Source organism: Halomonas sp. RT37 (assembly GCF_040070525.1).
In the GTDB taxonomy this organism is placed as follows: Bacteria; Pseudomonadota; Gammaproteobacteria; order Pseudomonadales; family Halomonadaceae; genus Halomonas; species Halomonas litopenaei.
This window is the reverse complement of sequence record NZ_CP098827.1, coordinates 896,434-909,975: the sequence shown is the minus strand read 5'-3', so window position 1 is coordinate 909,975 and position 13,542 is coordinate 896,434. Positions and strand designations below refer to the sequence as shown.

Genomic DNA, 13,542 nt, shown 5'->3' with positions numbered 1-13,542 from the left:
GGGAAGACCCCTGCCTGCACCGAAGACAAGACGTCTTGAAGGGCGGCACACGCGCTTTATCCGGCACATCCTGACGCCAGGACCAGTGCCTCAAAAACAACACAAACGACAACGCCGGCCACGGGGCCGGCGTTGTCGTTCGAGCGGACGGCTACGTCAACGGCTATGTCACTGCGGCTCTGTTACAGGCCCTTGACGGCGGCGGTGACGGTGATCTCGACCTTCAGCTCCTTGGCCGGCATCGGCGCGCACACGCAGGTACGGGCGGGGGCGTGGCCTTCCGGCACCCAGGCGTCCCATACCGCGTTCATGGCGGCAAAGTCCTCGCCGTTCTGCAGGTAGATGGTGGCGCTCAGCAGATGCTCGCGGTCGCTGCCCACTTCGGCCAGCAGCTCATCGACACGCTCCAGCATGCTGGTGGTCTGGGCGGTGATATCCCCCTGACGGGCGTCCGGTCCGGCGACCTGACCACACAGGTAGGCAACACCGTGGTGGATGACGGCGCGGCTCATGCGGGTCTTGGTGTCGTGACGCTGAATGCTCATCGCTCTCTCCAAAAAAGTCGGTATTTCTAAAAAATCTCGAAAAGACAGCCGATTCGACCACCTCTTCACCAGTGTCTTCTCTGCAACGTTAGACAGCCGCCCAATATAGCCAACTTCTCCCTGCGCCAGATAGTCTGTTGTCGCGCTTTTGCCTCTTTTGCGATGTCAGGTATCCCTCACCCCGGCGACATAGTCACGACAGTCCTGCTGTCGCCCAACCGTTTATATGAGGGTTTGCAAATGAAACGTTCCGTCATGATGGCCGCCGTGCTGTCCACCGCCCTGGCGCAAGCCGGCGCCATCGCCACCGTCCAGGCCGCCGATGGCGACATGGAAAAGTGTTACGGCGTCGCCCTGGCCGGAGAGAACGACTGCAAGGCAGGGCCAGGCACCACCTGCGCCGGCACCTCTACCGTCGACTACCAGGGCAACGCCTGGACCCTGGTCCCGGAAGGCACCTGTACCGATATCGAAACGCCCCACGGCAATGGCAGCCTGAGCGAGGTCGAGCGCCCCTGAGCCAGAGCACTGGCGCCACGGGGAGGCTACGGCCTTCCCGTGACGTTTACACGCCAAGCCTCAAGCCATAGCGAATCGCCCATGCCCTCTTCCCTGTCATCCAGCCTTCCACGCGAGTCGCTCGAGACGCCCGTCTCGGCGTCCTTGCCAGCGCCACAGCCAATGGCGGCCAATGCGGTCGGTATCGGCCTCAAGTTTCAGCATATGCAGGCGCTGGTCCATCTGGCTCACTCGGTTCACTCAGCCCAGTCGGCCCAGGCCCCGGACTTTCTCGAACTGCACGCCGAGAACTACATGAACGCCGGCGGGCCCCTTCAGGATCGACTCGATGAACTGGCACGCTGCTACCCGCTCTCGGTCCACGGCGTCGGCCTGTCGCTGGGCAGTGCCGAGGGCATCGACCCGGCCCATCTGGAACGTCTTGCACGCCTGGTCGATCACCTGAACCCCGCACTGGTCTCCGAGCACCTGGCCTGGAGCCGTCTTGATGGCCACAGCTACAACGACCTGCTGCCGGTGCCGCTGACCGAGGAATCGCTGCGCGTCCTCGGCGACAATATCGCACGCACCCAGGACCGTCTCGGCCGCCGCCTGCTGGTGGAGAACCCGAGCCTCTACGTCAGCCTCGACAATCGCTTCAGCGAGACCGAGTTCCTCCAGCGGCTGGTGGAAATGACCGGCTGTGGGCTCTTGTTCGACGTCAACAACGCCTATATCAGCGCCGCCAATCTGGGACGCGACCTGGATGCCTATCTGGACGAGGTGCCCTGGGCCGCCGTCGGCGAATGGCACCTGGCCGGCCACAGTCTCGATGCCGCCGGCGAGCTGTACATCGACGACCATGGCAGCGCCGTCAGTGAGCCGGTGTGGCAGCGCTACCGCCAGGTGCTCGCCCGGCGTCCCGGCCTGCCCACACTGATCGAGTGGGACAACCGGGTGCCGACGCTAGAGCGCTGGATGCAGGAGGTCGACCTGGCACGCCGGCATCAGCATGCAGCCCATGGCCCCGGCGCCGATGCGAGCACCGCCCTGGCAGCCAGCGCCTCGGCGCAAGCCACAGGGAGAGCGCCATGAGCGGCCTGCTCGATTGGCAGCGCAGCTTCATCGATGCCATGCATCGCCCCCAGGCGACGCCACCACAGCTCGGCCACAAGGCCGGGCTCGACGTCTACCGCAACAATATTCGCTCAAGCCTGATCGAGGCCCTGAAGGAAGCCTTTCCCCATACCCTGACCCTGCTGGGCGAGGGCTGCTTCAGTGCCGAGGCCGCAAGCTACGCGGCCACAAGCCCCCCGCAGGACCCTCGACTCAGCCGCTACGGCCGGGGCTTTGCCGACGCTCTGGCGCGCGCACCGGCGCTTGCGCCCTATCGCTTCGTCGCCGATATCGCGCGACTCGAGCACGCCCGGCTTCAGGTCAGTCACGCAGCCGAGGCAGTGCCGCTGGAGGCGTCCGATATCGGCGCCGTCCTTGACGACCAGCGGCTCGTCCAGGCCCGTCCGGCCAGCCGGACCATCCGTTGCCAACATGACGTCGAAGCCCTGTGGCAGGCGCTGGAGAGCGGAGAGGGTGGCGCCCCCCTGGGCGAGCGAGGCGCCGGCCACTGGCTGGTGATCCGCTCGGGTCGCCAGGTCAGGCTTAGGCCACTCGATGCGGCAAGCGCAGCGTTATACGGCTTGCTGGACACACCGACCTCGCTGTCCCAGGCGCTGGGCGAACTGGCCGACAGCGGCGTGGCAGAGGATGCGCTCGGCCACGCCCTGGGCACCCTGGTCGGCCATGGCGCGCTCGCGGTACTGGACCCCGCCCCCACTTTGCTACGAGGCACCCCATGACACCGATGACAAACCTGCTGGACACCTACTACGGGCGACTCTGCCCCTGGCTCGAGCGTCGTTCGCTGGACCTGGTGCTGGCGTTGATGCGCCTGGTACTCGGCGCCGTGTTCTTTCTGTCGGCGCTGACCAAGGTGGAAGGGTTCGGTATCGCCGACAGCACCTTCTTCCTGTTCGAGCACGAATACGCCCTGCCGTTGATTTCGCCGGTGCTGGCCGCCTACCTGGCAACACTCGCCGAGTTCTCGCTGTCGCTGCTGCTGTGGGCGGGGCTTGCCACGCGACTTGCAGCCCTGGGTCTACTGATCATGACCCTGGTGATCCAGACCTTCGTCTATCCCGAGGCCTGGGTCACCCACGGACTCTGGGCGGCGAGCCTCGCCACCCTGATCCTGCGCGGCGGCGGCTGTCTCTCGCTGGAGTGGCTGCTGTGCAGGATGAAAGGCAAAGGTCGCGAACCGATGACGCCACAGCAGGACCGCGCCGACGACGCATAGACGCAAAAAAGAAACGACCCGCCGCCGAACAGGATTCGGCGGGGGGTCGATGTCGTGTCGATGTCGATGTCGGCTCAGCCTCGTCAGCGCAGCAGCAGCACCGGCAGCGAGGTGCGCCTGAGCACACTGGTGGTGGTGCTGCCCACCAGCAGATGGCGAATCCGCGAGTGGCCATAGGCTCCCATCACCACCATCTCGATGGCGTGGTCCTTCTGGTAGGCGCGCAGGGTCTCCTCGACCTCTCCGGCGCGAATCTCGCCCTGGGCCTCGTGACCGGCGCCCTTGAGGCTGTCCAGCGCCCACTCCAGCTGGGTGCGGTTATCACCGGTATCGGCGCCGACCATCACCACGTGACAGGCGATCCCCTTGAACAGCGGGCTCCTGGCCAGCAGCTCGACGCCCTTGCGGGTGGTCTTGCTGCCATCGAAGGCGATCATCACCCGAGTCGGCGGCGTAAAGCTCTCCGGTACCATCAGAATCGGCCGATGCAGACCGCGGACCACCCGCTCGAGATTCGAGCCCAGGTGCTCGCTGGCCTGCTGGGCGCTCTCGCCCCGCTTGCCGATCACCAGCAGGCGGATCTCGTCTTCCAGCTCCAGCAGTGTCTCCACCAGGGTGCCGTTGCGCTGTCGGCAATGCAGGTCATCAACACCACTGGCGCTGGCGCGATCCTTGGCCGCCTTGAGCATCAGGCGGCCGTGCTCCTGGGCGACCTTGGCCCGCCGCTCATCGAGACTGGCCAGCTCCTCGAGCAGGTGCTCCCTGGCGCCGAGTCCCAGGTTACCGGACAGATCGGCCTCGGCGGTCTGGGGGTGGTTATCCACCACGTGAAGAAACGTCAGCGGCGCATCGAGGGCCTGACTGGCCCAGGCGGCAGAGTCGCAGACCCCTTCGGAAAACGGGGACCCGTCGATGGCGGCCATCACCTGTTCTGTCATGAAATCGTCCTGCCTGGCGTTGGGGGCGAACGCGCGTCCTCAGACGTCGCGTTCCATCGATTGTGGCCTTGTCGTCGCGCCCGAGCGGGGCGCGACCCTCAGACCTGTTGTCTAGCCCGATCCGGGTGTTACCTCCAGTTCTACACCAACTGGCACACACCCGTCACATCTTCGGCGCCTGCCTCAGTGACCACCCATCAGCTTTTCCACCGCCGCCGGGTTATCGTGGATGGCGTAGCGATCGACGATGGTGGCGCTGGCCTCGTTGAGCCCGATCAGCTCGACGTCGGTGCCCTCACGGCGGAACTTGATCACCACCATGTCCAGCGCCTGGACCGCGGTGATGTCCCAGAAGTGGGCACGTGACAGGTCGATGACCACCTTCTCGACGCTTTCCTTGAAGTCGAAGGCGGCGGAGAAACGCTGAGACGAGGCGAAGAACACCTGGCCGACCACGCGGTAGCGCCGTCCCTTGCCAAGCTCCTCTTGCTGTTCCAGCTCGTCACTGGCGATGTACAGGAAGTTGCCGACCTTGTTGGCGAAGTTGAGCGCGGCGATCAGCACACCGACGAACACACCGATCGCCAGGTTGTGGGTCCACACCACTACCGCCACGGTGGCGATCATCACCACATTGGTGGACATCGGGTGCTTCTTGAGGTCGCGCAGCGAACTCCAGCTGAAGGTACCGATGGACACCATGATCATCACCGCCACCAGCGCCGCCATGGGGATGCGCGAGACCCAGTCCGACAGGAACACCACCATCAGCAGCAGGAAGACCCCCGCCAGCAGGGTAGACAGGCGTCCACGCCCGCCGGACTTGATGTTGATCACCGACTGGCCAATCATCGCGCAGCCCGCCATGCCGCCAAGCAGACCGGTACCGATGTTGGCCAGACCCTGGCCCTTGCACTCGCGGTTCTTGTCGCTGGAGGTATCGGTCAGATCGTCGACGATAGTGGCGGTCATCATCGATTCGAGCAGACCGACCACGGTCAGCATGACCGCATAGGGGAAGATGATGCCGAGGGTCTCGAGATTCAGCGGCACGTCAGGCCACAGGAACATCGGCAGGGTATCGGGCAGCTCGCCCATGTCACCGACGGTGCGGATGTCCATGCCGGTCGCCAGGTAGACGCCGGTCAGCACCAGGATGCACACCAGCGGGGACGGCAGCAGCTTGCCGATCCTGGGCACGTAGGGGAACAGATAGATGATGCCGAGACCCGCCGCGGTCATCGCGTAGACGTGCCAGGTGACGTTGGTCAGCTCGGGCAGCTGGGCCATGAAGATCAGGATCGCCAGGGCGTTGACGAAGCCGGTCACCACCGAGCGCGAGACGAAACGCATCAGGTCGGCCAGGCGCAGATAGCCGGCGATGATCTGCAGTACCCCGGTCAGCAGGGTCGCGGCCAGCAGATATTGAAGTCCGTGCTCCTTGACCAGGGTCACCATCAACAGTGCCATGGCGCCGGTGGCGGCAGAGATCATCCCCGGCCGGCCCCCGGCGAAGGCAATGATCACCGCCATGGAGAAGGAGGCGTAGAGGCCAATCTTGGGATCGACACCTGCGATGATGGAGAAGGCGATGGCCTCCGGAATCAACGCCAGGGCCACGACGATGCCGGACAGCACGTCGCCCCTAATATTGGAAAACCAGTCTTGCTTGATCGATCGCATCATGAGGCGGTCCAGGGGGAGTGGTTGTGAGATATCGCGACAAGCGGCCCAGGGCCGACCGTTTCTCCACGACAGCAGCGCACCGGGAGGCGTTAGCCTGGCGCTGTCATGATGTAGTGGAGACACGGGAAGGGGCGCAGTTTACCAGAACCACCCGAGCAAGGCGACGCTGCTACCCAGCCTGACTCCGACCAGTCTCGATCCGGCCAAGCCCGCCCGGTGGCATCTTCTTAAAAAAATGTGTAAGGATCGTTGCCCCCTGCCGACTCAGCTGACTACGTCCAAGGAACGCGACATGGAGCGATGCGCCTCGACGCCACCGTCATCGCGAACGGAGAGCCCATCGCCGGGCCCGCCGCTGATAGCGCTCGAGCATAGTCTCGCGCGCCATGGGAGGCCTCTGTCCGGGCATCGACTGGAGCCACTGGCCGATACCGGCCTGGCCCACTGGCATGTGCGCCTGGCCGGCGGCAGTGACAAGGGCGGCTGGCTGGCGCGGTTGCCCAAGCAGAGCCAGATGGGGCTGGACGCGGCGTCCAACCTGGCCTATCAGGTCGCCTGCTTTGACCGCGCCCAGGCCAGTGGCCATACACCCAGACTCGATGACTGGCTGCCCTGCGACGACCTGCTGCCCAGAGGCGCGCTGGTGGTGGAGGCCATCGATGGCCGTCCCGCCAGCCTGCCCTCGGACCTGCCGGCCCTGACCTCGGCCCTGGCCAGCCTGCACCGGTTGCCGCTGCCCGATCAACGCGCCCCCCTGGCCTCACCGGTGGATCCCTGGCGAGAGATGCTCGACGAGATCGCCACCCAGGCCCGCTTTCTCCCCGGGGCCGGGCTATCTCGCACCAGCACTGCCCTGATCGAACAGGCGCTGGCACAGCTCCCGCAGAGGCTTCGCATCGCCGACGACGAGATTCGCCTAATCAGCTTCGATGCTCACCCCGGCAACTTTCTGATCACGCCTCACGGACGCGCCGTACTGGTGGATCTGGAAAAGTGCCGCTATTCGCTACCCGGCTTCGACCTGGCCCACCTGAGCCTTTACACCTCCACCACCTGGGACCTCAACAGCCGCGCGGTGCTGTTCGTCGAGGATCTGGTGGCGCTGTATCGGCGCTGGCAGGAACTGATGGCCGAAGACAGTCATCACAGCGACTGGTCGACGCTGATCACCTGTCGTCGCGCCATGTGGCTATGGTCGCTGACCTGGTGTGCCAAATGGCGTGCCCAGCAGCGCCGCCAGGTCGACAGGCAGCACAGTGGTGAAGACTGGTCGGCACAGCTAAGCGACCATGCCTTGATCGCCCATGTGGCCGACCGCGTCGATCACTACCTCTCGGCCCCCATCATCAGGCGTGTCGCCGACGAACTCGAGGAACTCGCCCGTGCCGGCTGACTTTCCCGGCGCTGTCTGGCGCTGTCCAAGTCTGTCCGGCTCTGTCCGGCTCTGTCCGGCTCTGTCCGGCCCTGCCCGGTTCTATCCAACCCTGTCCGGCTCTATCCACCCCTGCCTATCCATCGTCACAAGGACGCGACCATGACCACGCCTTTTTCCTGTAGACGCCCGTTGGCCGACCTCCGCTTGACCTGGCCTCCCGGTGGCGCCTTCGTCCTCACCGCCCTGGCTGCCCTGGGGCTAGGCTCGCCCGCCTGGGCCCAGGATACGTCCACGCCGCTGAACCAGCCGTGGCAGGAGATCGAGCAGCAGGCCAGGGGGCAGACGGTCTACTTCAACGCCTGGGGCGGTGACCCCAACGTCAATGGTTATCTCGACTGGGTCGCCGGCGAGCTCGAACAGCGCCACGACATCGATCTGGTCCACGTCAAGCTCGACGACACCGCCGCTGCGGTCTCCCGGGTACTGGCCGAGAAGTCCGCTGGCAACGTCGACGAGGGCGCCATCGACCTGATCTGGATCAACGGCGAGAACTTCGCCGCGATGAAGGCCAATGATCTGCTGCTCGGGCCCTTTGCCCAGCGCCTGCCGAACTTCGCGCTGACCTCGCCGGACGCCAATCCCGAGATGACCACCGACTTCACCGTCCCCACCGAGGGATTCGAGTCACCCTGGGGCAAGGCCCAGCTGACCTTCTACTACGACAGCGAGCGTGTCGAGGCGCCGCCGACCAGCATGGCCGCCCTGCTCGACTGGACCGAGCAGCATCCTGGGCGCTTCACCTATCCACTGGTCCCGGACTTCCACGGTTCCACCTTTCTCAAGCAGGCGCTCATCGCACTGATCGACGACCCGGCGGTGCTTGCCCGCCCCGTCGGCGAAGCCGACGCCGAAGCGGCCATGGCACCGCTGTGGGACTATCTCGACGCCCTGCATCCCCATCTGTGGCGCCAGGGGCGGGACTTCCCCGCTTCAGGGCCTGCGCTCAGAAGCCTGATGGGTGACGGCGAACTGTCGCTGGCCTTTACCTTCAACCCCGCCGAGCCTGCCGCTGCGGTCAACAACTACCAACTGCCTCCCTCGATTCGCAGCTATGTGCTCGACGGCGGGACCATCGGCAACGTTCACTTTGTCACCATCCCGTTCAACGCCAGCCACCAGGCCGGCGCCATGGTCACCGCCAACTTCCTGCTCTCGCCCGAGGCCCAGGCGCGCAAGCAGCGCCTGGACGTCTGGGGCGACCCCAGCGTGCTCGATCTCGCGCGCCTGAATGAGGCCGAGCGTCAGGCATTGACGCCCATGGATGACCAGCCAGCGCGACTGGCGCCACAGGCCCTGCAACAGACCCTGCCCGAGCCGCACCCGAGCTGGATGGAAGCGGTAGAGGCGGCCTGGCTCGAGCGCTATGGCAGCCGCTGATACCTCGACCTTCTCCCGCCTGGTGGGGCTGGCGCCGGCGCTGACGGTACTGCTGCTGGTGGCCCCGGTGGTGGCCGGCCTGGCAGGCGCTGCGGCGCCGGCCTTCGGCTGGCTGCCGGTGCTCGGTGGAGAGCAGCTGAGCCTGGCGCCCTGGGTGAGCCTGGCGAACACCCCCGGGCTTTTCGAGATGCTGGTGCTCAGCTTCACCACTGGCCTGATCAGCACCGCCCTGGCCCTGACCATCGTGGTGCTGTTTCTCGGTGCCTTCGCCGACAGCACCGCCTTTGTCTGGCTCAAGCGCCTGCTGTCGCCGCTCCTGGCGGTGCCCCACGCCGCCGCCGCCATCGGTCTGGCCTTTCTGCTGGCGCCCTCGGGCCTGGCCATGCGCCTGGTCTCCCCGGCCTTGAGCGGTCACGCCACGCCTCCTGACTACCTGTTTCCCGGTGATCCCTTTGGCCTTGCGCTGATCGCCGGACTGGTGGTCAAGGAAGTCCCCTTTCTGCTGCTGATGAGTCTATCGGCGCTGCCTCAGTGCCAGGCCGACGATCGTCGGCACCTGGCACTGTCGCTGGGTTATTCGCCGGTGACCGCCTTTCTCAAGGCGGTACTGCCGAGCCTGTACCCGCTGATTCGGCTACCGGTCTATGCGGTCATCGCCTTTGCCTCGTCCAATGTCGATGTGGCCATGATCCTGGGCCCGTCCACCCCACCGACCCTGGCGGTCAGCGTGGTCCGCTGGCTTGGCGATCCCGACCTGTCGATGCGCTTCATGGCCTCCGCCGCAGCGCTGAGCCAGCTCGGCATCACGCTGCTGGCACTGGCCTGCTGGTGGTGCCTGGAACAGGCCGTACGCTGGTGCGCCACGCCACGCCTGACCGACGGCCGACGCAACAGCGGTCAACGCCTCGGTAGCCTGCTGGGCGGCGGTCTGACCTGGCTCAGCGTCACCCTGCTCGGTGCCAGTCTGCTGGGACTGACGCTGTGGTCGCTGGCGGCCTTCTGGCCCTTTCCCTCGGCCTGGCCCACGCCCCTGACCCTGGCCAACTGGGGTCGTGCGCTGCCAGGCCTGCTGCCGGCCGCCCTCGACACCCTGTGGCTGGCACTGGCCGCCACCGCTCTCGCAACCATCCTGGTGATCGGCTGTCTCGAGAGCGAAGCGCTCAATCACCGCAGCATGGGAGCGAGCGCCACCCTGGTGCTCTACCTGCCGCTGCTGGTGCCACCGGTCGCCTTTCTCTACGGTCTGGTGCAGCTTCAGGCGCAGCTGTCGGTGGCACCGGGCTTCATGGTGGTGGTACTGGGACACTGCCTGTTCGTGCTGCCCTACGTCTTTCTGTCACTGGCCGAGAGCTACCGGCGGCTTGACCCCCGCTGGGCCCAGGTCGCCGCAGGTCTCGGCCATGGCCCGGCCGCCGCCTTTGTACGCGTTCGCCTGCCGCTGCTGCTGGCCCCCATCGCCACCGCCGCCGCCGTGGGGGTCGCCGTCAGCGCCGGCCAGTATCTGCCGACGTTGCTGCTGGGGGCCGGACGCCTGACCACCCTGACCACCGAGGCGGTATCGCTTGCCTCCGGCGGGGATCGTCGCCTGACGGCGGTCTATGCCCTGGCCCAGCTACTCTTGCCGGCACTCGGCTTCGCCCTCGCCATCGGCTTGCCGCGCGTACTGCATAGCCACCGACGCGCCCTGCTGACCTGAACCGCCTCAACGCCATCCGAGCCCACCATGTCACAGACACCAGACACACGATGCCACCTTCCCCCCACGTCTCCAGCGAACCCGACGGGCGCACTGGTCTTCGATCGGGTCGTGATCTCGCTGGACGGTGCCCCCCTGGTATCACTGAATGCTCAGGTCGCCCCCGGCGAGGTGGTCAGCGTCATGGGGCCTTCCGGTGTCGGCAAGTCCACCCTGCTGGCCTACGCTGCGGGCTTTCTCGCACCTGCCTTTGACGCCCAGGGCGAGGTCCGCCTCGGCGACAGGCGAGTCACCGACCTGCCTGCCTCGGCCCGCCGACTCGGTCTGCTGTTCCAGGATGCGCTGCTGTTTCCCCACCTCAGCGTCGCCGGCAACCTGGCCTTCGGCATGCCGTCGTCTGCCAGCCGACGCGAGCGCCGCGAGGCCATCGAAGAGGCCCTGGCGGATATCGGTCTTGCCGGATTCGGTGAGCGCGATCCGGCAACGCTGTCCGGCGGCCAGCGCGCTCGTGTCGCGCTGATGCGCACCCTGCTGTCGCGTCCCCAGGCGATGCTGCTGGACGAGCCCTTCTCCAAGCTCGACGCCGCGCTCCGCCAGGAGATGCGTGACCTGGTCTTCCAGCGCATCCGAGACCATCGTCTTCCGGCGCTGCTGGTCACCCACGACAGGGCAGACGCCGAGGCAGCGGCGGGTCCGATCGTCGAACTGGCGGCCGCCACCGAAGCCCCCGCCGGGGCCGCCTGGCAGGGTGCCCGCCGTGCCTCTCGCTGAACCAGGGTCCGAGGTCGTCGCCCCACGCCTGTGTGTGATCATTCCCGTCCTCGATGAGGCAGCGACCATCGTCGCGGGTCTTGAGCGGCTATCCGAGTGGCGCCAGCAGGGCGTCGAGGTGATCGTCGTCGATGGTGGCAGCGAGGACGATACCCGGGCGCTTGCCCGCCCCCTGGCCGATCGTGTCATCGATGCCCCCCGCGGAAGGGCGCGCCAGATGAACCAGGGAGCCGCTGCGGCGAGTGCGCCGTCCTTGCTGTTTCTGCACGCCGACACTCGACTGCCCGCGGCGGCCATGCCGGCGATACTGAAGGCGCTGGAGAAGCGCCATTGGGGGCGCTTCGACGTGCGCATCCAGGGCCGCTCGCGCTGGTTATCATTGATCGCCGCCTGCATGAACCTGCGCTCACGCCTGACCGGCATCGCCACCGGCGATCAGGCGATGTTCATGCGTCGCAGCGCCTTCGACGCCGTCGGTGGCTTCCCCGACCAGCCGTTGATGGAAGACATCGAAATGTCCAAGCGCCTCAAGCGACTGTCGCCTCCTGCCTGCCTTGGCTTCAAGGTGCTCACCGACGGTCGCCGCTGGGAGCAGGGCGGCGTGCTGACGACGATATTGCTGATGTGGCGACTGCGCTTTCGCTATTGGCGAGGGGCCGATCCCGTTCGCCTGGCCGAGGAGTATCGCCATGTGCGCTGACCACGATAGCGACGGGCTGGCTGGCAGCCTTGGCCAGGTTGGCCTGAAGCTGGCCATCCTGGCCAAGGCGCCGATCCCCGGCCAGGCCAAGACGCGGATGATCCCCGCCCTCGGCGCCGAAGGCGCCGCTCGTCTCCAGCACAGACTGATCGAGTACACCCTGAAGACGGCGCTGGAGACGACGTCCGCGCGCAACATCACGCTGTGGACGGCGCTTGAGCACGACCATCCGTGCTTTGTCGATATCCGCCAGCGGTTCGGCGTGACGCTGAGACCACAGCCTGAAGGCGACCTGGGGGTGCGCATGCACGCGGCGCTGTGCTCGGCAGGTGGCCCGAGCCTTCTAATCGGCACAGATTGCCCGATATTGGATAAGACATTACTAAAAACTTGTCATAAACGGCTTAAAGACGCAGATAGCGTCTTTCTTCCGGCCGAGGACGGCGGCTATGCTCTGGTTGGAGTTCGTCGCCCCGATCCCCGTCTCTTCCGAGGAATCGACTGGGGCACGTCCAGCGTCATGTCCCAGACGCGCACACGTCTTGCGGAGCTTTTGTGGACGCTGGAGTGTCCAACGACCGTATGGGACCTGGATACGCCCCAGGACCTGGCTCGCCTCGCCGACATGGAAGCCCTCGCCCTGGAGATTCTGCCGTGACCCAAGAAACGCTCACCGACCGCCACAAGAAACTCGCCGCCGTGCGCCCCCGCCTGGTGTCCTTCGCCCGCATGCACCTGCGCGATCATGCCGCCGCCGAGGACGCCGTGCAGGAAGCCATGATCGCCGCCATCGAGAAGAACGACAGCTTTTCGGGGCGCTCCGGCTACGAAACCTGGGTATTCGGCATCCTCAAGTACAAGCTGCTCGACCAGATGCGCCAGCAGAAGCGTCATGGTCGCTGGGAGCCCTTCGATGAAGAGCACAGCGACGACGCCATCGACCGCATGTTTCAACAGGATGGGCACTGGGCCGCCGACGCCAAGCCCCAGGCATGGAGCACCCCGGAGCAAGCGTTCGAGAACGAAAATTTCTGGAAAGTATTCGACGCTTGTATGCTGAGTCTTCCAGAAAACGTGGCTCGCGTTTTCTCCCTGCGCGAATTGATGGGCCTTTCCACCGACGATATTTGTAAGGAAGTAGGCATCAAGGAAAACAACGCTTGGGTGATCCTGCATCGGGCTCGCCTCAAGCTTCGCGCTTGCATTGAAAAGGGATGGAAGGAGGACGCGGCATGATGATGTGCAAGGCCGCTACGCGGCTGATGTCAAAGCAGTTGGATGCCCCCCTGACGGCCAGGGAGCGTATTTCGCTGCGGTTTCACTTGATGTTGTGCTCGGCCTGTCGCAACTGCGAAAAGCAGTTCAGCATGCTGCACCGGGTCGGCAATGCCTATAACGGCACAATTGATAAACCCCAGGACGGTACGTCCCCTGGCGCGACTACCGACAACGTCGCCAGTGATCAGGACCTGCTGAAGGTAAAGGAAGCGATGGCCGAGGCGGAGACCCGTCGCCAGAACTGAAGGACTCGGCTGACGGACTT

Annotated in this window: 15 protein-coding genes; 12 read left to right on the top strand and 3 right to left on the bottom strand. The window is 65.6% G+C overall.

Features of this window, described 5'->3' with window-relative positions:
• Positions 1-182: 182 nt before the first annotated feature.
• On the bottom strand, positions 183-545 hold the full coding sequence (locus NFG58_RS04150) for a RidA family protein (RefSeq protein WP_045991015.1): 363 nt from the start codon (positions 543-545) through the stop codon (positions 183-185).
• Between the two features lie 240 nt (positions 546-785).
• Here NFG58_RS04150 and NFG58_RS04145 point away from each other — a divergent pair, with 240 nt between their 5' ends.
• The 4 genes from NFG58_RS04145 to NFG58_RS04130 all read left to right on the top strand — a co-directional run bounded on the left by NFG58_RS04145 (position 786) and on the right by NFG58_RS04130 (position 3,396).
• A complete protein-coding gene (locus NFG58_RS04145; protein ID WP_045991014.1) occupies positions 786-1,064 on the top strand; it encodes a DUF2282 domain-containing protein in 279 nt (92 codons plus the stop codon).
• An 81-nt stretch (positions 1,065-1,145) separates the two neighbouring features.
• Entirely contained in the window at positions 1,146-2,138 is a 993-nt protein-coding gene (locus tag NFG58_RS04140) for a DUF692 domain-containing protein (RefSeq protein WP_231498459.1), read from the top strand.
• A complete protein-coding gene (locus NFG58_RS04135) occupies positions 2,135-2,899 on the top strand; it encodes a DNA-binding domain-containing protein (protein ID WP_108131370.1) in 765 nt (254 codons plus the stop codon). The genes NFG58_RS04140 and NFG58_RS04135 overlap by 4 nt, the downstream gene beginning before the upstream one ends.
• Positions 2,896-3,396, top strand: coding sequence for a DoxX family protein (locus tag NFG58_RS04130; protein ID WP_108131369.1), 501 nt, complete (start codon positions 2,896-2,898; stop codon positions 3,394-3,396). The genes NFG58_RS04135 and NFG58_RS04130 overlap by 4 nt, the downstream gene beginning before the upstream one ends.
• 83 nt (positions 3,397-3,479) lie before the next feature.
• Here the strand turns inward: NFG58_RS04130 and NFG58_RS04125 are convergent, their stop codons facing one another.
• Both NFG58_RS04125 and NFG58_RS04120 read right to left on the bottom strand, forming a co-directional pair.
• Entirely contained in the window at positions 3,480-4,334 is an 855-nt protein-coding gene (locus NFG58_RS04125; RefSeq protein WP_108131368.1) for a universal stress protein, read from the bottom strand.
• 183 nt (positions 4,335-4,517) lie between these two features.
• A complete protein-coding gene (locus tag NFG58_RS04120) occupies positions 4,518-6,020 on the bottom strand; it encodes a SulP family inorganic anion transporter (RefSeq protein WP_045991010.1) in 1,503 nt (500 codons plus the stop codon).
• Positions 6,021-6,312: 292 nt separating this feature from the next.
• On the opposite strand from NFG58_RS04120, the gene NFG58_RS04115 reads away from it, so the two are divergent.
• The 8 genes from NFG58_RS04115 (at position 6,313) to NFG58_RS04080 (ending at position 13,522) form a co-directional block, all read left to right on the top strand.
• Positions 6,313-7,413 carry an aminoglycoside phosphotransferase family protein gene (locus NFG58_RS04115; protein WP_219906529.1) on the top strand — a complete coding sequence of 367 codons (1,101 nt, stop codon included), beginning with the start codon at positions 6,313-6,315 and terminating at the stop codon, positions 7,411-7,413.
• Between the two features lie 279 nt (positions 7,414-7,692).
• Positions 7,693-8,832: an ABC transporter substrate-binding protein gene (locus NFG58_RS04110; protein ID WP_348828117.1), complete on the top strand. Its 1,140-nt coding sequence runs from the start codon at positions 7,693-7,695 to the stop codon at positions 8,830-8,832.
• Entirely contained in the window at positions 8,819-10,528 is a 1,710-nt protein-coding gene (locus NFG58_RS04105) for an ABC transporter permease (RefSeq protein WP_108131366.1), read from the top strand. The genes NFG58_RS04110 and NFG58_RS04105 overlap by 14 nt, the downstream gene beginning before the upstream one ends.
• A gap of 111 nt (positions 10,529-10,639) precedes the next feature.
• Positions 10,640-11,299, top strand: a complete 660-nt coding sequence (locus NFG58_RS04100; protein WP_258183891.1) for an ATP-binding cassette domain-containing protein — start codon at positions 10,640-10,642, stop codon at positions 11,297-11,299.
• On the top strand, positions 11,286-11,999 hold the full coding sequence (locus tag NFG58_RS04095) for a TIGR04283 family arsenosugar biosynthesis glycosyltransferase (protein WP_348827639.1): 714 nt from the start codon (positions 11,286-11,288) through the stop codon (positions 11,997-11,999). The genes NFG58_RS04100 and NFG58_RS04095 overlap by 14 nt, the downstream gene beginning before the upstream one ends.
• On the top strand, positions 11,989-12,657 hold the full coding sequence (locus NFG58_RS04090) for a TIGR04282 family arsenosugar biosynthesis glycosyltransferase (RefSeq protein ID WP_108131364.1): 669 nt from the start codon (positions 11,989-11,991) through the stop codon (positions 12,655-12,657). Before NFG58_RS04095 ends, NFG58_RS04090 begins: the two co-directional genes overlap by 11 nt.
• Positions 12,654-13,235 carry a sigma-70 family RNA polymerase sigma factor gene (locus NFG58_RS04085; RefSeq protein WP_045991008.1) on the top strand — a complete coding sequence of 194 codons (582 nt, stop codon included), beginning with the start codon at positions 12,654-12,656 and terminating at the stop codon, positions 13,233-13,235. The genes NFG58_RS04090 and NFG58_RS04085 overlap by 4 nt, the downstream gene beginning before the upstream one ends.
• Positions 13,232-13,522, top strand: a complete 291-nt coding sequence (locus NFG58_RS04080) for a zf-HC2 domain-containing protein (protein WP_108131363.1) — start codon at positions 13,232-13,234, stop codon at positions 13,520-13,522. Before NFG58_RS04085 ends, NFG58_RS04080 begins: the two co-directional genes overlap by 4 nt.
• The last annotated feature ends 20 nt before the right edge of the window (positions 13,523-13,542 follow it).